The sequence below is a fragment of the Novosphingobium sp. CCH12-A3 genome, assembly GCF_001556015.1.
GTDB classification, from domain to species: domain Bacteria; phylum Pseudomonadota; class Alphaproteobacteria; order Sphingomonadales; family Sphingomonadaceae; genus Novosphingobium; species Novosphingobium subterraneum.
This window is the reverse complement of record NZ_LSIA01000217.1, coordinates 16,733-36,284: the sequence shown is the minus strand read 5'-3', so window position 1 is coordinate 36,284 and position 19,552 is coordinate 16,733. Positions and strand designations below refer to the sequence as shown.

Annotated in this window: 15 protein-coding genes; 10 read left to right on the top strand and 5 right to left on the bottom strand. The window is 62.2% G+C overall.

Annotated features, from left to right (window positions below; genetic code table 11):
- Positions 1-6: 6 nt before the first annotated feature.
- Both AX703_RS16895 and AX703_RS16890 read right to left on the bottom strand, forming a co-directional pair.
- The gene (locus tag AX703_RS16895) at positions 7-801 is read right to left on the bottom strand and encodes a pyrroline-5-carboxylate reductase (protein ID WP_062345754.1); all 795 of its coding nucleotides are present in this window, start codon (positions 799-801) and stop codon (positions 7-9) included.
- A complete protein-coding gene (locus tag AX703_RS16890; protein WP_062345752.1) occupies positions 798-1,424 on the bottom strand; it encodes a TetR/AcrR family transcriptional regulator in 627 nt (208 codons plus the stop codon). Before AX703_RS16890 ends, AX703_RS16895 begins: the two co-directional genes overlap by 4 nt.
- Positions 1,425-1,545: 121 nt before the next feature.
- On the opposite strand from AX703_RS16890, the gene AX703_RS16885 reads away from it, so the two are divergent.
- From AX703_RS16885 to AX703_RS16875, 3 genes are all read left to right on the top strand, one after another.
- On the top strand, positions 1,546-3,585 hold the full coding sequence (locus AX703_RS16885) for an NADH:flavin oxidoreductase (RefSeq protein ID WP_062345750.1): 2,040 nt from the start codon (positions 1,546-1,548) through the stop codon (positions 3,583-3,585).
- Between the two features lie 164 nt (positions 3,586-3,749).
- Positions 3,750-6,395 (top strand): TonB-dependent receptor, encoded by a 2,646-nt coding sequence (locus tag AX703_RS16880; protein ID WP_062345748.1) that lies wholly within the window; start codon positions 3,750-3,752, stop codon positions 6,393-6,395.
- A 114-nt stretch (positions 6,396-6,509) separates the two neighbouring features.
- Entirely contained in the window at positions 6,510-8,516 is a 2,007-nt protein-coding gene (locus AX703_RS16875; protein ID WP_369821034.1) for a sulfotransferase, read from the top strand.
- A gap of 35 nt (positions 8,517-8,551) precedes the next feature.
- Here the strand turns inward: AX703_RS16875 and AX703_RS16870 are convergent, their stop codons facing one another.
- Positions 8,552-9,748 carry an isopenicillin N synthase family oxygenase gene (locus AX703_RS16870; RefSeq protein ID WP_197423751.1) on the bottom strand — a complete coding sequence of 399 codons (1,197 nt, stop codon included), beginning with the start codon at positions 9,746-9,748 and terminating at the stop codon, positions 8,552-8,554.
- On the opposite strand from AX703_RS16870, the gene AX703_RS16865 reads away from it, so the two are divergent.
- The gene (locus AX703_RS16865; protein ID WP_062345746.1) at positions 9,711-10,631 is read left to right on the top strand and encodes a LysR substrate-binding domain-containing protein; all 921 of its coding nucleotides are present in this window, start codon (positions 9,711-9,713) and stop codon (positions 10,629-10,631) included. The two genes, AX703_RS16870 and AX703_RS16865, sit on opposite strands and share 38 nt — an antisense overlap.
- 15 nt (positions 10,632-10,646) lie before the next feature.
- Here AX703_RS16865 and AX703_RS16860 read toward each other — a convergent pair whose 3' ends face one another.
- Positions 10,647-11,525 carry a LysR family transcriptional regulator gene (locus tag AX703_RS16860; RefSeq protein ID WP_062345744.1) on the bottom strand — a complete coding sequence of 293 codons (879 nt, stop codon included), beginning with the start codon at positions 11,523-11,525 and terminating at the stop codon, positions 10,647-10,649.
- Positions 11,526-11,653: 128 nt separating this feature from the next.
- Here AX703_RS16860 and AX703_RS16855 point away from each other — a divergent pair, with 128 nt between their 5' ends.
- On the top strand, positions 11,654-12,895 hold the full coding sequence (locus AX703_RS16855; RefSeq protein WP_062345743.1) for an aromatic ring-hydroxylating dioxygenase subunit alpha: 1,242 nt from the start codon (positions 11,654-11,656) through the stop codon (positions 12,893-12,895).
- Between the two features lie 4 nt (positions 12,896-12,899).
- Positions 12,900-13,961, top strand: a complete 1,062-nt coding sequence (locus AX703_RS16850; RefSeq protein ID WP_062345741.1) for a hybrid-cluster NAD(P)-dependent oxidoreductase — start codon at positions 12,900-12,902, stop codon at positions 13,959-13,961.
- Here the strand turns inward: AX703_RS16850 and AX703_RS16845 are convergent.
- Complete coding sequence (locus AX703_RS16845) at positions 13,958-14,923, bottom strand: GlxA family transcriptional regulator (RefSeq protein WP_197423750.1); 966 nt, start codon at positions 14,921-14,923, stop codon at positions 13,958-13,960. The two genes, AX703_RS16850 and AX703_RS16845, sit on opposite strands and share 4 nt — an antisense overlap.
- Positions 14,924-15,034: 111 nt before the next feature.
- Here AX703_RS16845 and AX703_RS16840 point away from each other — a divergent pair, with 111 nt between their 5' ends.
- Genes AX703_RS16840 through AX703_RS16825 form a run of 4 tightly spaced genes read left to right on the top strand, consistent with a single transcriptional unit; the run spans position 15,035 to position 19,517 of the window.
- Positions 15,035-15,757: a GntR family transcriptional regulator gene (locus AX703_RS16840; RefSeq protein WP_062345738.1), complete on the top strand. Its 723-nt coding sequence runs from the start codon at positions 15,035-15,037 to the stop codon at positions 15,755-15,757.
- A 14-nt stretch (positions 15,758-15,771) separates the two neighbouring features.
- On the top strand, positions 15,772-16,674 hold the full coding sequence (locus AX703_RS16835; protein ID WP_062345736.1) for a dihydrodipicolinate synthase family protein: 903 nt from the start codon (positions 15,772-15,774) through the stop codon (positions 16,672-16,674).
- A gap of 6 nt (positions 16,675-16,680) precedes the next feature.
- Positions 16,681-18,180, top strand: a complete 1,500-nt coding sequence (locus AX703_RS16830) for an aldehyde dehydrogenase (protein ID WP_062345733.1) — start codon at positions 16,681-16,683, stop codon at positions 18,178-18,180.
- Positions 18,177-19,517 (top strand): FAD-binding oxidoreductase, encoded by a 1,341-nt coding sequence (locus tag AX703_RS16825; protein ID WP_062345731.1) that lies wholly within the window; start codon positions 18,177-18,179, stop codon positions 19,515-19,517. Before AX703_RS16830 ends, AX703_RS16825 begins: the two co-directional genes overlap by 4 nt.
- Positions 19,518-19,552 lie beyond the last annotated feature (35 nt).

The window sequence follows — 19,552 nt, the reverse complement described above, 5'->3', positions numbered from 1 at the left end:
CCCGGATCAGGAATTGGCAGCGGCGTGCATGGCATGGGTACGGGCGAGGGCGGCGGACAGGCCGATGCGCACCGCCTCGGCCAAGCCGTTGCCCTGCATCGCGGAAAGGCCTGCAGCGGTGACCCCGCGATAGGCCATGAAGGTTTCCACCGTGGCGGCGGGATCGGGTTCGTCCTTCTCGATCAGGCGGCCGGTGCCGACGAACAGCATGTTGACCGCGCGCAGGGCGACCGCTTCGGGAATGCCGCGCGCGGTGGCGTCTGCGACCATGGCCATGGCCATCAGCGCGGGATACGCTGGCCCGGTGCCGGTAAGGCCCGAGAGGTAATCGAGCTGCGCTTCCTCGGCCAGTTCGTCCACCGCACCGCACGCGCCGAACAGCGCGCGGGCATAGGCGCGATCGGCCTCCGTCGCGCCGGGCGAAGCGACCAGCGGGGTGTAGGACGCGCCGACTTCGGCCGCCGCGTTGGGCAGGGCGCGGATGACGCGCGTGGTCTGGTGGCGCTCCGCCAGCGTGGCCATGTCCACCCCGGCCATCGCTGACAGCACCAGCTTGCCCGGCGCGGGCTGGGCCACGGCGGGCCAATCCTCTGGCCGCACCGATAGCAGCAGCACATCGGCGCTGTCGCACAAGGCGCGGTTGTCCTGCGTCAGCATCACCCCGGCAAAGCCCTCGGGCGGGCGGCTGCGCCATGACAGCGTTAGCCGGTCGGGCGCGATCACGCCCTTGTCCAGCGCGGCGCGGGCGATGGCGCCGCCCAGCCAGCCGCCGCCACCGATGATGCCCAGCGTCGCGCTCATGCCGGGGTGTACCCGTGGCGGGCGTGGAACCGGGCGAGTTCGCGCGGCTCCGGATAGTGGCCGGTAAACACCTCGACATACAGCGCCATGCGCTCAAGACGGGTGGTCAGGTCTTCCTTCGTCTGCATCGAGATATAGCCCATCTGCGTCAGGTAGATCGTGCGGGCGCGCACGTCGGCATGGGGGCCGTCTTCGCCAAAGCGGGTTTGCATTTCGGTCAGCGCGGCGATGCGCTCGGCATCGGCCTTGTGCACTTCGGCCAGCACATCGGCCGATTGCATGGCCCAGCTACGCACCGCGAGTTCGAAGCGCGAATCGAACAGCGCCGGGTCCAGCCACAAGTCCATGACGTTGAGCATCGCCTCGGCCACCGTGTCGGCATAGGCGCCGGCACGCTGCACCAGGTTGCCGGTGTTCTTGTCGCGCCAGCGGGTCAGCAGCGCGTCGAGCAGTTCCTCGCGGTTCTTGAAGAACCAGTAGAAGCTGGTGCGCGACAGGTTCAGCTTCTGCGCCAGCGGCTGGATCTTTACCGCTTCCACGCCGGAATCGAGCAGCGCCTCTTGCGCCGCATCGAGCCAGAGTTCGGGCGATCCGCGCCAGCCTTGGGTCGGAGTCTCGGTCATGGCTTCACCCTGAAATTAACGGTCACATGTGTCAATGCAGTGTTCAGTGATGAACTCATTCTTGACATAGGTGAACATTTTGCGCAGCTTCTGTCACAGAAGATTCTCGTGGAGCCTGTTGATGTCGTCGTCTGATCCCCTTTTGCAGCCCTACCAGCTCAAGCATCTGACGCTGCGCAACCGGATCATCCTGACCTCGCACGAACCGGCATACCCCGAGGACGGGATGCCCAAGGGCCGCTATCGCGCCTATCACGTGGAGCGCGCCAAGGGCGGCGTGGCGCTGACCATGACTGCCGGGTCTTCGGCCGTTTCGCGCGACAGTCCGCCGGTGTTCAACAACATCCTCGTCTGGAAGGACGAGGTGGTGAAATGGACGAAGGAACTGACCGACGCGGTGCACGAGCAGGGCTCGGCAATCATGATCCAACTGACGCACCTCGGCCGCCGCACGCGTTGGGACAAGGCGGACTGGCTGCCGGTCGTCTCGCCCTCGCACAAGCGCGAGGCAGCGCACCGCGCGTTTCCCAAGAAGATGGAAGACTGGGACATCGCCCGGATCATCCAGGACTATGCCGACGCGGCCGAGCGCATGAAGGCGGGCGGCATGGATGGTGTGGAGATTATGGCCTATGGCCACCTGATGGACCAGTTCTGGTCGCCGCTGACCAACGATCTCGATGGGCCATATGGCGGCAGCCTCGACAATCGGCTGCGCTTTACGTTCGACATCCTCACCGAAGTCCGCAAGCGCGTAGGGCCGGACTTCATCGTGGGGATGCGCTACACCGGGGACGAGATGCTGGAAGGCGGCCTGTCCGCCGAGGACGGGCTGGAGATTTCGCGCCGCCTGAAAGACAGCGGCATGGTCGATTTCCTCAACGTCGTGCGCGGGCACATCGATACCGATGCCGGGCTGACCGACGTGATCCCGATTCAGGGCATGGCCAATTCACCGCATCTGGATTTCGCCGGCCAGATCCGCGCCGGCACCGGGATGCCGACGTTTCACGCTGCCAAGATTCCCGACGTCGCCACCGCGCGCCATGCCATCGCATCGGGCCTGCTCGACATGGTCGGCATGACCCGCGCGCACATGACCGACCCGCATATCGTGCGCAAGATCGTGCAAGGGCGCGAGGACGAAATCCGCCCCTGCGTCGGCGCCAACTACTGCCTCGACCGCATCTATCAGGGTGGCCTGGCGTTCTGCATCCACAACGCCGCCAGCGGACGCGAAGAGACGATGCCGCACGATATCCCCAAGGCGGACGTGCGCAAGAAGGTGGTGATCATCGGTGCGGGGCCAGCCGGCCTCGAAGCGGCGCGCGTGGCCGGTGAGCGCGGTCACGAAGTGGTCGTGATGGAAGCGGCCGAGCGCGCCGGCGGGCAGATCCGCCTGACCGCGCAAAGCGAGCGGCGGCGCGAGATGATCTCGATCATCGATTGGCGTCTTGATCAGTGTGAGCGCTTGGGTGTGCGCATTCGATACAATTGCTGGGCAGATGCTGAAATAGTGATGGAAGAGCAGCCCGACGTCGCGATCGTTGCAACTGGAGGTCTTCCCGACACGGCCGTGCTCAGCAACGGTAATGACCTGGTTGTTTCGAGCTGGGATATTTTGTCGGGTGACGTTCGGCCTGGATCCAACGTGCTCGTATATGATGACGCGGGGGACCATGCCGGTCTGCAGGCCGCCGAAATCATCGCGAAATCTGGTGCAAGCGTAGAAATCATGACGCCTGACCGAAGTTTTGCGCCTGAGGTAATGGCAATGAATCTCGTGCCTTACATGCGCTCTCTTCAAAAACTTAACACAATTTTCACCGTTACTTATCGCTTGGAAGAAGTTGAACGGCAGGGCAATGAACTGCTGGCGACTATCGGCAGTGATTACGGCGGTGTAAAGGAGCAGCGCGCCTTCGATCAGATTGTGGTAAATCACGGAACACTCCCGTTGGACGATGTCTACTTCGAATTACGGCCCATGTCGTCCAACCTGGGTGAAGTGTCATACGACGATCTCGTGAATGGCAGGCCGCAGACAGTGACGCGCAATCCTGCAGGAAAGTTTCAGCTGTTCCGCATCGGTGATGCAGTTGCAGCGCGCAATACGCACGCAGCGATCTTTGATGCCCTTCGTTTAACCAAAGACATTTAGGCGGAGATTTCCGCTTGCATGCTAAAGCCAAAACGACCCGGACGTCATGTAGACAATAAATATTGCTAATGCTGACGGAGTGCATTTGACCGCGCAAATTCGGTCGTTAGCCTCCGCTGCGGGAACGTCAAACAGCCAATCTTGAGTGAAACTGGGAGGTTTCGATGAGGAAATTATTAACAGGTGTGTCGGTAGCCGCGATCACGCTTGGGGTCCAAACGCCAGCTCAAGCGCAAGTTGCCGAAATCGTCGTTACCGCGACGAAGCGAGCTGAAAACGCGCAAGATATTCCCGTTACGGTTCAGGCGATGGGATCGGAGCAGCTAAAGCAACTTCGCGTTGAACAGTTCACTGATTATCTCACGCAAATGCCGAGCGTCACTTCAGGCGGTGGCGGCCCCGGCCAGTCGACTATCTACATCCGAGGCGTAGCATCAACCACGCCCAATCTTCTTACTGCAGGCGTGGCAGGCCTTGCGCCGAACGTTGCACTATATCTTGACGAGCAGCCACTGTCGCAGCCTGGCCGCAACCTAGACGTCTACGCCACTGACCTTGAGCGCATCGAAGTTCTTGCAGGTCCGCAAGGCACACTCTTTGGCGCTAGCTCGCAAGCCGGCACTGTTCGCCTAATCACGAACAAGCCAAAGATAGGCCGTTACGAAATGTTCGCCAATGGCGGCGTTTCCACCACGGAAGGCGGCAAAGCGAGCTACAAGATCGAAGGCGGCGTTAACGTTCCGGTGGGCGACCATGCTGCGCTTCGCGTGATTGGTTTCTATGACCAGCGTGGTGGCTATATCGATAATGTGCGTGCCACCCAAACCGTGGCAAAGTCTGCGCGCTTCGTACCGGCGGGTGCGCGACGTCCAAACGGGACGATCGTCAATCCTCTTCAGCAGGGCCTTCAGCCCAATGCCGATCTGTCGCGGGTGAACTTGATCGCGGCTGACAATGCTGCACTGGTCGAAAACAACATCAACGACTCCAATTACGCCGGCTTTCGAGCCGGTGCGAAGGCCGAGCTCGGCCCCGATTGGGATGTCAATGTTGGTTATATGAAGCAGTGGATCAACTCAGATGGCGTGTTCTTCGATGATCCTAATCTGGGTGAATACAAGATCGCCCGCTTTGACAAAGATCGGCTCGACGACGATTTCGACAACGTAAACTGGACAATCAACGGCCGTATCGGTGCACTTGAATTGGTGTACACCGGCGCTTTCACCCAGCGTAAAACAAAGCAACGTATCGATTACGCCGATTACCTGTTTTCCGCGCAGTACTTCCCTTACTACATCTGCGACTCGACGGTGAGCTATCCTGGATACAATGCGTCTTACGGTGGCACAGCAGGCGTGCCGTTCGGCACATGCCAGGCTCCAAACGCTTATGTAACCTCGAACTCCAAGACTCGGACTTTCACGAATGAATTCCGCGTCACGACGCCGAAGGAAAACCGCTTCCGTGTCACAGCAGGTGCGTTCCAGTCGGATCTCCGCCTCGACGAACGTAACGACTTTGCCTATCCAGGTAACAAGTTCGCCAACCATTTCGGTGGCCTTGGTTTTGCTCCTAACCGGCCAGCTACCAGCAACACGAACCCCAAGGGCTATTTCTCAGATCCGGGTCCGTTTCCTGCAGATGTGCTTTTCCGAAACGACGTTCGCAGAACCGATAAGCAGTGGGGTGTTTTTGGAGAGGCCAGCTACGACCTCATCCCGGATAAACTGACCTTCACAGCCGGCGCACGCTATTACGACGTCAAGGTTGGTCTGGCTGGAAGTGCAGATTCTTCATTCTGCACTGGCGGTGGCTCAGTCGACAAGGATGCTTTCGGCGCAAACCTGTCCGACATCTTCGATGGTGATGGCAAGCTACGATACAATCAGACCTGCGGTGCCGCGCTGGGCACGATCTTTACGCTTAGCCAGACTGTCGATCAAATCCAGGCTGTAACTGGCAATCGCAACCGAGCACTGGCTGTTTACAATGCCCTGCGTGCGCCTACCAAGGCTCGTACTAAGGGCGCAATCGTGAAGGCGAACCTGAGCTACAAGCCTACGGACGATGTGATGGTCTATATGACCTACTCCGAAGGATATCGTCCCGGTCTGCTCAACCGTCCGGGTGGCCGCACGAACGGTACGTTCACAGTACCGTTCGTAGTCGATACCGATGAACTCACGAACTATGAACTCGGCTGGAAAACAAACCTGGCCGACAACCAGTTTCAGTTCAATGGCAGCATATTCTACGACCGCATCCGTAACCTGCAGACCACCATTTACGACCCAAACATCACCAATTTGTTCTTCTCGGCTAACGCCGCAAATGCAAGAGTGTATGGGCTTGAGAGCGACTTCATTGTCGCGCCGCGTTCTATACCCGGTCTAACGATTGCAGGTGCAGCCTCGTTCCTGAACAGCAAGATTACGAAGGTCTTGTTGCCTACGAACGACGTAGTTGCCGGAAAGCCTTTGGCCTTCGCCCCGAAGTTCCAAGGCAACATTCGCGCGCGTTATGAATTCGGGTTGTCAGACGGCCTTAAGGGTTTCGTTATGCCGCAGTTCACCCATGCAGGCTCATCGCGCAGCGACATCTTGGAGTTCACTGCGACGAAGGTTGCGAGCTGGCAGAAGGTTGACTTCAGCGCCGGCTTGGTTGCTGACCATTGGGGACTCGACATCTTTGTCGAAAACTTAAACGGTTCGCATGGTCCACTCTCGGCCACTGCGCTGAATGGACCGATCCGTCAGGTTCCGCTGCGTCCGCGCACCATTGGTCTGCGCCTAAGCTTCAAGCAGTAGTAAGGGCAACATGATCGGGTTCCGATGGCAATCGGAACCCGGTTAGGCCACAACAAGAAGCGCCCCGCCTTCTTTCGGGCGGGGCGCTTCTTGCATCATACAGGGTTGCTCCCAGTGACGTCCGAAACTTCCCCGCCTGCCGATACCGACGACGTGCTGGCGCCGGTCCGCGACATGGTGCGCCAAGGCGCCTTTGTCCAGGCTATGGCCGCGCTCGATCCGATCCTTGCCGAAACGCCCCGGCTGGGCGAGGCGTTATATATCAAGGCGGTCTGCGCGCGATATCTCGGCGCGCTGGATGATGCGCTGGGCTGGCTGGACAAGCTGCGTGCGGTCGAACCCGAATACGGCCGTGCCTATCAGGAAGAAGGCCACGTCCGTCTGGCGCAGCGCGATCCGCAAAAGGCGCTCGTCGCCTATCGCCGCGCCACCCAGTTCAATCCGACGCTGGCGGCCAGCTGGCGACGGCAGGCCGAAATCCTCGGCCACTTCGGCGTGCACGCAGAGGCGCGGCAGACCGCGTTGCAGGCCGAATGGCTGGAATCGCTGCCCCGCGAAGTCGTCGCGGCGATGAACCACATCCACGAAGGACGGCTCAACAAGGGCGAAACGCTGGTTCGCGCGTTCCTGCAGCGCAATCCCACGCATGTCGAGGCGATGCGCGTGCTGGCCGATGTGGGCCAGCGCATGAACGTGCTGGACGAAGCCGCCTTCCTGCTCGACAGCGCGCTGGCGTTCGATCCCGACCATATCCGCGCGCGGTTCGATTACATCCAGGTGCTGCGCCGCCAGCAACGCTATGAAGCCGCGCTGGCACAGGCGAAGATCCTGCATGCCAAGGACCCGGAGAACCCGGCGTTCCAGTCGCACCTCGCCATCGAATCCATGCACAACAACGACTTCGAACGCGCGTTTGCGCTGTTCGATCAAGTGCTGGAGCGGCTGCCGGGCGATCCCGCCACGCTGACCTCGCGCGGGCACGCCCTCAAGACATTCGGTCGGCATGAGGACGCGGTGGAATCCTATCGCGGCGCCTATCGCAGCGAGCCCGGTTTCGGCGACGCCTGGTTCGGCCTCGCCAACCTGAAAACCTATCGCTTCACCGAGGATGAAGAGCAGCTGATGCTGCGCGAGGAAGCCTCTGACCGGCTGAGCTACAACGCGCGCGTGCAGGTGTGCTTTTCGCTCGGCAAGGCTTTCGAGGACCGCAAGGATTACGCCGCGGCGTTCCGCTTCTATGAAAAGGGCAACACGCTCAAGCGCGTGCTGTCGCGCTACAGCGCCGCCGAAATGAGCGCGGAACTGGCGGCGCAGGCCAGGGTGTGCACGCCGGACCTGTTTGCGAAGAAGGCGGGCATGGGCCACGCCGCGCCCGATCCGATCTTCATCCTTGGCCTGCCGCGTGCCGGGTCCACCCTGCTTGAACAGATCATCGCCAGCCACAGCCAAGTCGATGGCACGCTGGAACTGCCCAATGTCCTGTCGCTTGCCCACCGCCTGCGCCGCCAGCACCGCGATGACGACGAATCCGCCTATCCCGCCGTGCTGCACGATCTGGATGCGGAGCAGCTGGAGAGCTTTGGCCGCAAGTATATTGAAGACACCGCCATGTTCCGGCAAGGCGCGCCGTTCTTCATCGACAAGATGCCCAACAACTTTCGCCACATCGGCCTGATCAAGCTGATGCTGCCCAACGCGAAGATCATCGATGCCCGCCGCGCGCCGATGGATTGCTGCTTCTCGGGCTTCAAGCAGCTCTTCGCCGAAGGGCAGGAGTTCACCTACGGGCTGGAGCAGGTGGGCCGATATTACCACGATTACGTGCACCTGATGCGCCACTGGCACGAAGTGCTGCCCGGCCAGATCCTGCACGTGCAGTACGAGGATGTGGTCGCCGATACCGAGGCGCAGGTGCACCGCATCCTCGCGTATCTGGGCCTGCCGTTCGAGGATGCGTGCCTCGCCTTTCACAAGACGCAGCGCGTGGTGCGCACCGCCAGTTCCGAACAGGTGCGCCAGCCGATCAATACCAAAGGTTTGGAGGCGTGGAAGCCGTTCGAGCAGTGGCTCGATCCGCTGAAGGCAGCTCTGGGCGACGTGCTAGAGGATTATCGCCGCTGACTGGGCGCGCCCCGCGAAGGGCGCGCCGTTTTTGGTCAGGCTATCGGATCGGCAAGGTGGGGGTAGGTCGCCTTGAACCTGGCGAACTTGTACGCGCCGCAGGTCACCGGCTCATAGCGTGCCGGGTTGCTTTCGCTCACGCACGAAGGCAGTGGCTCGATGACCGCGTCGTAATCAGCATCGATGAAGAATGGGATCGAATAGCGCTCCCGGCCCGATATGTTAATCACGCGGTGCAGATTCGCGATATAGAGGTCGTTGGTCAGCTTTTGGATCAAGTCGCCGATGTTGATGACGAAAGTGCCCGGAATCGGGGTCGCTTCGATCCAGTCGCCGTCGCGGTTCATCACCTGCAGGCCGCCGACGTTGTCTTGGGCCAAAATGGTCATGTTGCCGTAGTCGGAGTGCGCGCCGACGCCGATGATGTCCTCGCGAATCTGGCCGGCCTGTGGCGGATAATACAGAAGGCGCTGGATACTGATCGGCTTGCGCATCAGCCCTTCAAAGAAGGTTTCCTCAAGGTCGAGGCTGAGCGCGATTCCGCGCAGCATGGTGCGCGCCAGCATGACCATGGTTTCATGGTAATCATAGGCGACCTTGCGGAACCGATCATGCCCGGCCGGCCACGGATTGGGACCGAAAAAGGGGCTTTCCGCCTCCGCGCATTCCGGCCCGAGGTCGAAGACTTCCTTGTAGTCCAGCGTCTTGCCGGGGTTAGTGTTTTCGCCGAACAATTCGATATAGCCGCGCAGGGTCATGCCTGAAGTGCTGACGTGCACCTTCATCTTTTCCTCGAGCGGCAGTGCGAAGAAATTACGACCCGCGCTGAACATGGCGTCGATAAGGTCCTGCGCTACGGCATGGTTGCGGATGTACATGAAGCCGACGTTGGACAGCGCCCAGCGTATCTGGCGGGCCACGCCCTGCTTGTCGCTGCCGTCCAGCAACGGGCCGATGTCGATTACGGGAATGCGGTTGAAGGTCTCGCGTTTGGCGCGCAGGCGGTCGTCCAGCCGACCGAGTGTGGTGGCGTCCACGGTGTTCTCCCTGATGCATGTCGCATTTAGCGGACACCGCGAGACGGACCCCGCAGCATCCGTGCCCATGTCCATCTCATAAGGCACCGCCCGATTATGATTGATAAAACTCCCATGTAACGCTGGAAAATCCTCATTAATTTGATAAGCTGCCTTTATGGCAAACCTTCGCCATCTGCTACCTTCGCTGAACAACCTCGTGGTGTTCGAGGCGGCCGGTCGCCTGTCCAGTTTCAGCGCAGCCGCGCGCGAACTGGGGATGACTCAGGCTGCCGCGTCCTACGCCATCGCGCGGCTTGAAGAGCAGCTGGGACTGACGCTGTTCCTTCGCGAATATCGCCGCGTCCGGTTGAGCGAGGCCGGCCAGACATTCCATGCAGACGTGTCGCTGGGTCTGTCGCACATCCACCGCTCGGCGCAGAACCTCCGGGCAGCTGCAATCGGACACGTCACCCTGTTGTGTTCCACCGCCTATGCTGCCTACTGGATGGTGCCGCGTATGAAGGCGTTTCGAGAGGAAATGCCGGATATCGACTTGCGCATCCAGACATCGGATCGCGACCTCAACATCGAAGGGGAGGGCATACCGCTAGCCGTGCGCGCGGGCGATCCCGATGACTGGCCAGCCGAATGGGCGAACCTGGACCGGCAGATGCTTGCGGAGGAGGAAATTTATCCGGTCTGCGGGCCGGCCTATCTCGCCCAGCATACGGCGCCGCGCGATGCCGAAGACCTGCTGACTCGGAGCCTGATCCACCTTGAGGAACCCTTCCGCGTCGCGCCCACCTGGGCGGAATGGTTCCATTCGGTGGGCGTGGAATCGCGCCGCGTGCCGACCGGGCTCCAGATCAACGAATATGTCCTGGTGATCCAGTCGGTGATTGAAGGGCAAGGCATTGCGCTCGGCTGGCACCATCTGATCGAAGGATTAGTGGCCAGGGGGGTGCTTGTCCGGGTGACTGAGCACAGCTATCGCACCGGGCAAAACCTCTACGTCACCTGGCTGCGCGACGTTCCGCTTTCGCCGGTGGCGCGGCAGGTGCGCGATTGGCTTGTCGCGCAGCACAGCCGCGCCTGAGCCCAAATTCGCGCGTCAAGCCTGCTGCACCAGCCAGTCCGCCAACAGCCGCGCCTTGGGCGAGGCATGGCTATGCACGCGCAGGTGAAACGGCTGGGGTGCGGGAATTGCATCGGTGAACAGCGGCACCAGCTTGCGATCAGCCAGCAACCCATGCACCAGCCGCTCCCAGCCCAGCACCGCGCCCACACCGTCTTGGGCGGCCTGCAGCGCGATCATGTAGTTATTGACGTTGAATCGCCGGCCGCGCGGCGCGGGCAGGCCCAGTCCGGCAAACCAGTCGCTCCACGTCGTCCATCCCGCCGCTTCCTCGCCCGAATGGATCAGCGGCGCCGCCAGCAGGTCCTCCAGCTTGCCGATGTGGTTTTCCAGTGCAAACCCCGGTGCCCCCAGCGCCAGAATGCGATCGGGAAACAGCTGGCGGTCGTCCGCCGTGTCGGACCGGCGATCGGCATAGAAGATGGACAAGTCGGTGCGCCCGACGCCCGCCGGAACGTCGGACACGATCTGCGATACGGTGATATCGGGTTGCGTGCGCCAGAACGCAGTGATGCGCGGGGTCAGCCACAGCGCGCTGACCGCAGTGGTGGTGGAAATGGTCACGTCGGCAGTATCCGGCCGCGATCGTGCCTGGGTGACCCCGTCCGAAATCGTTTCCAGCCCGCGCTGCAAGGCCAGCAACAGCGACTTGCCCTGGTCGGTCAGTTCCACTCCGCGATGCTGGCGACGGAACAGATCGCGGCCCAGATCAGCTTCCAACGCCTTGATCTGGTGGCTGATCGCGGCGGCGGTGACGTTCAGCTCCCGCGCCGCCAGCTTGAAGCTGCCATGGCGCGCCGCCGCTTCGAATGCCAGCAGCGCGGTCATCGAAGACAGGTCATAAGGGCGCAGCATCGGCAGGCATCCTCGGCGCGTTTGGCATTAGCTCAGCTAAGTCATCTTGAATTTTGGTGCAGTTGTCAAAGGGGGCGGCTGCGATCATGAATAATGCCAGTTCACCTCCGTAACATGCGAGACCGATCATGCCCGCATCCAGCCCGTCGCTTCCCGAACTGCTTGCCCGCCGCCGTTCGGGCTACAGCCTCGAACAGCCGTTCTATACCTCGGAAGAAATCTATCAGGCGGATCTGGAGAACATCTATTACCGCGACTGGCTCTATGCCATTCCGGCCTGCCAGCTGACCAAGTCGGGCAGCTACGTCACCATGAAGGTGGGAGCCTACAGCTTGATCATCGTGCGCGGCACCGATGGCGAGATCCGGGCATTCCACAACGCCTGCCGCCATCGCGGCTCGCTGGTGTGCAAATCGCGCGAAGGCCAGGTCGCCAAGCTGGTGTGCCCGTACCACCAGTGGACTTATGAACTCGACGGTCGCCTGATGTGGGCGAACGACATGGGCCCCGATTTTGATGCCTCCAAGTGGGGCTTGAAGCCGGTGCCCATCCGCGACCTGCAGGGCCTGCTGTACATCTCGCTGGCGGAAAATCCGGATGATTTCGATACCTTCGCCAACCATGTCGGGCCGTACCTGAACGTGCACGACCTGCGCGATGCGAAGGTTGCGCTGACCACGACCAGCGTCGAGCGCGGCAACTGGAAGCTGGTGTGGGAAAACAACCGCGAATGCTATCATTGCGCGTCGAACCACCCGGCGCTGTCGCAGTCGTTCTCGTCCGATCCGGACGTGGCCGGGGCCAATCCCGACGGCTCCGTACCGGCGCGGCTGCAGGCGCATTTCGATCGCTGCAACGCCGCTGGTTCTCCGTCGCAGTGGCTGATGTCGGATGATGGCCAGTACCGCATTGCCCGCATGCCGCTCGAAGGCAAGTTCCTCAGCTACACCAAGGATGGCGTCCCGGCGGCCGCACGCAAGCCGCTGGGCCGCGTCTCGCTGCCCGATGCAGGCACGCTGATGCTGTTCCACTATCCATCGACGTGGAACCACTTCCTGCCGGATCATTCCATCACCTTCCGCGTGACGCCGATCAGCGCGACCGAGACCGAGCTGACCACGACGTGGCTGGTGCACAAGGACGCGGTCGAGGGCGTGGACTACGATCTGAAGCACCTGACCGAAGTGTGGATTGAAACCAACGACGAGGATCGCACCATCGTCGAGGCAACGCAGGAAGGTCTTGCCTCGCCCGCTTACTCGCCCGGTCCCTATTCGCCCGTGCAGGAAAGCGGCGTGACCCAGTTTGTTGACTGGTACGCGGATTCGCTTGATCATCTCGTGGCCCCGTTGCGGGTGGCTGCGGAGTGATTTGATGAGCCAGTTCAAGGATTTGAAGTTCTGGCACGATTCGGAAGCCCTGGAGTGCGTGACCCGCACGCCAGAGGCGCCGAACGTGGTGACGTTCAGCTTTCGCAGTCCGTCGGGGGCCTTGTTCAACCATGACCCGGGCCAGTTCGTCACGCTGGAGCTTCCGGTCCCGGGCGGTCCGCTCTATCGCACCTACACGATCTCGTCTTCGCCCTCGCGCCCCACGTCGCTGACCGTCACGGTCAAGGCGCAGGACGGGTCGCTGGGCACGCGGTGGATGCTTGATCACCTGCACAAGGGCATGAAGATCAAGGCAATCGGGCCGGCTGGCCGGTTCTCGATCGTCAGCCATCCTGCGCCCAAGTACCTGTTTATCTCGGCTGGATCGGGCATCACCCCGATGGTGGCGATGACGACATGGCTCTACGATTCCGGGCTCGAGCCGGACATCGTCTTCGTCAACGCGGCCAAGCGGCCGTCCGAGATCATCCTGCGCCAGCCAATGGAAATGATGGCGTCGCGCATTGTCGGCATCGATCTGAAATGGGTGGTGGAAGAGCCCGATCCATTCAGCCCGTGGACTGGCTATCGCGGCATGCTCAACCAGGTCATGCTGGGCCTGATGGCCCCCGATTACCTGGACCGCGAGGTGTTCTGCTGCGGGCCGGAGCCGTTCATGCGCGCGGTGCGCGAGGCGCTCGAAGCGCTGGGCTTCGACATGGCGCACTATCACCAGGAAAGCTTCTCGGCGGCGCCAGAGGATGCCGAGGAGGTGCCGGCTGACAGCTTCCCCGACGCCGACGTGGGCGTGGAGGTGGTCTTTGCCGCATCAGGCAAGACCGCGCATTGCGCACAGACCGACACGTTGCTGTCCGTGGCGCGCGGGGCCGCCGTGCCCGTGGCGGTGGGCTGTTCGATGGGCCTGTGCGGCACGTGCAAGGTGCGCAAGATCGAAGGCGACGTGCACATGGTGCACAACGGCGGCATCACCGACGATGACGTGGTCGAAGGCTTCATCCTTGCCTGCTGCAGCAAGCCGTTGGGCCGTGTAGTGCTGGACCTTTAGGCCGCTTTGGGCGGGCGCGCCCGCTGCCGGGCCGGCGAAACGCCGTAGGCGGCGCGGTACACCCGCCCGAAATGGCCCGCGCTGGCAAAGCCGCAGGCAAGCGCGATTTCGGTGATCCCCGCCTCTGTCTGCAGCAAAAGGTGCCGTGCGCGCTCGAGCCGCATGTCCATGAAGTATTTGCGCGGCGAGGTATCCAGGTATTGCCCGAACAGCCGCTCAAGGTGGCGCGTGGAAATGCCCAGCTCCTGCGCGATCTGCGCGGGCGAAATGGGCGCGTGCAGCGTACGGCGCATCATGTCGGCGGCGCGGGCCAGGTGCGGGTTGCGGATGCCGTTGCGCGATTGCATGGAAACGCGCTGGGCAAACCCGCCCGGCCGCGCGGCGTTGTAGACCATCTGGTCGGCCACCGCGACCGCCAGGTCGTAGCCGTGGTCCTGTTCGATCAGGTGCAGCATCAGGTCCGTCGCCGCGGTCCCGCCAGCCGCGGTCATGAACTGATCATGCACCACGAACACGCTGGGCACCAGGCGAACGTCCGGAAATTCCTCGGCAAAGCCGTCGTGGAATTCCCAGTGGATCGCCGCCTGCTGCCCGTCCAGAAACCCCGCTTTGGCGAGCACATAAGCCGCCGAGCAAACGCCGCCGATCGGAATGCCTCCGCTGCGTTTGCGCCGCAGCGCGGCAATCAGCGCGGCATGGTCCACCTGGCGCACATCGGTGCCTGAAACCACCAGCACCCGATCGCAGACGGGCATCGCATCGAACCTGTGGTGCGCCTGCGTGACTGATCCGTTGGATGCCGTCGCCCACTGCCCGCCGTGCGCAGCAAAAGACCAGCGATAAAGTGCCTTTCCGCTGACCAGATTGGCGATGCGCAGCGGCTCCACCGCGCAGGAAAACGCGATGTGGGTGAACCCATCCACCAAGGCAAACAGGAAATGCTGCGCACATTCCATCGCCATGTCTCTCCGTCACGCGTGGGAACCCGGTCTCATGATCGGCAAATGCAATGTAGACAATATGTATTTTAGAGTATAGATAAATGCGAAGCAAGCTCCGGACATTCGCCAGCCATGATCGAGACCACCCCGCTGCCCGGCAACAGTCGCACCCGCAAGAGCGGTTGCATCGACGATCTGCGCCGGTGCATCCTGACGCAAGCGATCGCGCCGGGTCAGTATCTCGACGAATCCGAGTTGGCCGAGGCTTATGGCATTTCGCGCCCTCCATTGCGGGAGATCCTGCGCGAGCTGGCGGGCGAGGGTTATGTCGTGCTGCATCCCAACCGGGGTGCGCAAGTTGCGCCGATGTCGCAATCGGCGATGCGCAACTTCTTCATGGTGGCGCCAATGGTCTACGCCGCCACCTCGCGCCTTGCCGCCGAAAACGCCACGCCCGCGCAGATCGAGCGGCTGAAGGAATGCCAGCGCCAGTTCCGCCAGGCCGTTGCCAATGGCGATGCGGCCGAACGCACGCTGTGCAACGAACGCTTTCACTGGCTGATCGGCGAGATGGCCGGCAACGAATACCTGATGCCCAGCTTGCGCCGCCTGCTGATCGACCACGCCCGCATCGGCATGACGTTCTACAGCGCGCGCGCGCCTGAATTCCGGCACGAACAGGAAAAGGCCGCCGATCACCACGACCAGTTCATCGCTCTGATCGAAGTGGGTGATGCACAAGGCGCCGCCGACATGGCCGTATCGCACTGGGAGCTTTCGCGCGCCCAGATCGAGAAATTCGTTACGCCTGCCAGCATCGAGATCCCTTTGGGGATCGTGCCGGCGGGACTTTGAAAAAGAGGAACTTCATGAAGTTCGAGGGCATATACACGCCCGTCATCACGCCGCACCGTGAAGACGGCAGCATCGATCGCGACGCGTTCGCCGCGATGATCGAATACCTGATCGCGTCCGGCGTGCACGGGTTGATCAATGGCGGCTCGACTGGCGAATACTACGCCCAGTCGATGGAGGAGCGCGTCGAACTCGCCGCCTTCGCCAAGGACGTGATCGGGGATCGCGTGCCGTTGATCGTGGGCACGGTGGCCATCCGCCTTGAAGATTCGATCGTGATGGCAGAAGCTGCGGCCAAGATGGGGGCTGCCGCCATTCTCGTCGGCTCGCCGCCCTATTCGGTGCCGACCGAGCGCGAGAACGCGCTGAACGCGCTCGCCATCGATCGTGCTGCCGACCTGCCGATCATGCTGTACAATTACCCCGGCCGCATGGGCATTTCCATGGGTGAGGAATTCCTCGACCGCGTGGGCCGCAGCCGCAACTTCTGCGCCATCAAGGAAAGCTCGGGCGACATCAACCGCGTCCACCTTCTGGCGCGTGACTATCCGCACATCCAGATGTCGTGCGGTATGGATGACCAGGCGTTGGAATTCTTTGCGTGGGGTGGCCGCAGCTGGGTTTGCGGCGGGTCCAATTTCCTGCCGAAGGAACACATCGCGCTGTGGAACGCCTGCGTGGGAGAAGGCAACTTCACCAAAGGGCGCCGCATAATGTCGGCACTGATGCCGTTGATGCGCGTGCTGGAACAGGGCGGCAAGTTCATCCAATGCATCAAGCACGGTTGCGAGCTGGACGGCCACTATGCCGGCCCGCCGCGTCCCCCGCTGAAGGCGCTGAACAAGGATGACAAGCGCCAGCTCGAACAGGTGGTCCGCGTGCTGAAGCGCACCGTGGCCGAAATCGAAGCGGAGTAAGCGACGATGACCGATCTTCTGACGACCGAGGAATACAAGGCCATCGCCAAGGGCCTGATGCTGCCGAACGGCGCGTTCATTGACGGCACCTTCCGTCCGGCCATTTCGGGCAAGACCTTTGACACGACTAACCCCGCCACGGGTGAAGTCCTTGCCAGCATTGCCGCGTGCGATGCCGCGGACGTCGACTTTGCGGTGGCCAGGGCGCGCGATGCGTTCGAGGATGGTCGCTGGTCGCGCCTCCATCCGGGTGAGCGCAAGGAAGTGTTGCTGCGCCTTGCCAAGCTGATCGAGCGCAACGCGCACGAACTGGCCGTGATGGAAAGCCTCGACAGCGGCAAGACCATCTACGATTGTTCCACCGTGGACGTGCCTGAAACCGTGCACTGTCTGAAGTGGCATGCCGAACTGATCGACAAGATCTACGATCAGGTATCGCCTGCGTCGGACAATCACATCGCCATGGTGGTGCGTGAACCCGTCGGCGTCGTCGGCCTTGTCCTGCCGTGGAACTTCCCCCTGCTCATGCTGGCCTGGAAGATCGGCCCCGCGCTTGCAGCCGGTTGCTCGGTCATCGTCAAGCCCGCCGTGGAAACCACGCTGACCGCGCTGCGTGTGGCTGAACTGGCGATGGAAGCCGGCCTTCCGGCGGGCGTGTTCAACGTCCTGCCCGGCAGCGGCTCCGCCGTGGGTGAACCCATCGGTCGCCACATGGATATCGACGCTGTGTCCTTCACCGGCTCCACCGCGACGGGCCGTCGCTTCCTCGGGTACGCCGCGGAATCGAACATGAAGGAAGTCACGCTCGAAATGGGCGGCAAGAACCCGGCCGTGGTGCTGGATGATGCCGAGAACCTTGATCGCGTGGCCGCGCACATCGTCAACGGTGCGTTCTGGAACATGGGCGAAAACTGCTCGGCCTCCTCGCGCCTGATCGTGCAAAAGGGCGTCAAGGACGCGCTGCTCGAACGTGTGGTTGCCCACGCCCGCGAATGGCCCATGGGCGATCCGCTCGATCCGCTGAACCGGGTCGGTGCGCTCGTTTCCAAGGCGCACTTCGACAAGGTCTGCTCGTTCTTCGAAAAGGGCCAGAAGGTGCTTCTGGGCGGCAAGGCAAAGGATGGCTTTGTCGAACCCACCATCCTCGATTTCGCCGATCGCGATGCGCGACCGGTGCGCGAGGAAATCTTCGGCCCCGTCCTGTCGGTGCTGACGGTCGAGACGTTTGACGAAGCAATCGCACTCGCCAACGACACCGAATACGGCCTCGCCGCGTCGATCTACACCGCCAACGTCAAGAAGGCGCTGCGCGGGGCCCGTGCCATCCGTGCCGGCACCGTCACGGTCAACAGCTTTGGCGAAGGGGACATTTCCACCCCGTTCGGCGGCTTCAAGCAGTCGGGCTTTGGCGGGCGCGACAATGGCATCCACGCGCACGATCAGTATACCCAGCTCAAGACGATCTGGGTGGACCTCTCGGACGATGCGGACGAAAGCGTCGCGTGAAGCGCTACACCGCCCGTCATTTGCCGGCCCTGCCCGGAACGGCAGGGTGGAACGCGATCATCGGTGATTACCCGTCGGCGGCAACCCCGCTGACGGGTAACATCACCGCGGATTTCGTGGTGATCGGGGCCGGTTTTGCCGGCCTCTCCGCCGCGCGTCGGCTGAAGCAGCTTCACCCGAATGCGCGCATCTTGGTGCTCGATGCCTGCCGCCTTGCCGAATCCTCGGCGGGCCGCAACTCGGGCTTCATGATCGATCTGCCGCACGATCTGATTTCCGAGGATTACGCTGGCGCGGGCGATGACATGGCGATGACCCGCCTCAATCGCGGCGCCATCGCGTTCGCGGGCGCAGCAGTCGAGGAATACGGCATCGACCGCAATTTCTTCGACCCCGCGGGCAAGGTGAACGGCGCGGCCAGCGAAGCCGCGCATGCGCAGAACGAAAGCTATGCGCAGCATCTGGCCCACTTGGGCGAAGGCTACGAGATGCTCGATGCCGCCACCATGCAGGCGCTCACCGGCTCGCGGCATTATCTGTCAGGCCTCTACACCCCCGGCACTGTCATGCTGCAACCGGCCGGTTACATCCGCGGACTTGGCGCCGGACTTGCCGCACAAGGGGTTCAGATATGCGAGAACTCGCCCGTACTGGGCTTTGACCGGCAGGGCAGTGACTGGCGTGTGCGCACCGCGCAAGGCAGCGTGTCGACTCCGCGCGTCATCCTCACCGTCAACGGCCACCTGGAAAGCTTCGGCGTGGCAAAGGGACGGTTGATGCAGTTGTTCCTGTTCGCGGTGATGACGCCCGAACTCAGCGTGGATGACCTTGCACGCTTGGGCGGAAAGCCGCGCTGGGGCATCACTCCGTCCGATCCGATGGGCACGACCATGCGCCGCATCGACACCGGGCAGGGCGGTAACCGCATCATCACGCGCACCGTCTCTGCGTTGCGCCCGGGCATGAACCTGACCAGGGACTTGCCGCGCGCGGGAAAGGTCATGCAGCAGAAGTTCGAGGATCGCTTCCCTCAGCTTTCCGGCATGAAGATGCAATACGGCTGGGCCGGGCACTTGTGCCTGACTCTCAACGGCGTGGCGGTTGCGCGTCAGGTCGATGACGGTGTTTGGTCGGGCTGCGTCCAGAACGGCCTCGGCACTGCGCGCGGCACGTTGACCGGCATCTGCGCGGCGGAACTCGCCTGTGGCGTGGAAAGCGACATCACGCGCCACTTTACTGCAGAAGACCAGCCGCGCCGCCTGCCGCCGCAGCCCTTCCGCGAAATCGGCGCCAATGCGGTAATCCGCTATAAGGAATGGAGAGCACGAAACGACTGAGCCTGTCGGGTCGCGTTGACAGGCTGGAATGAGGG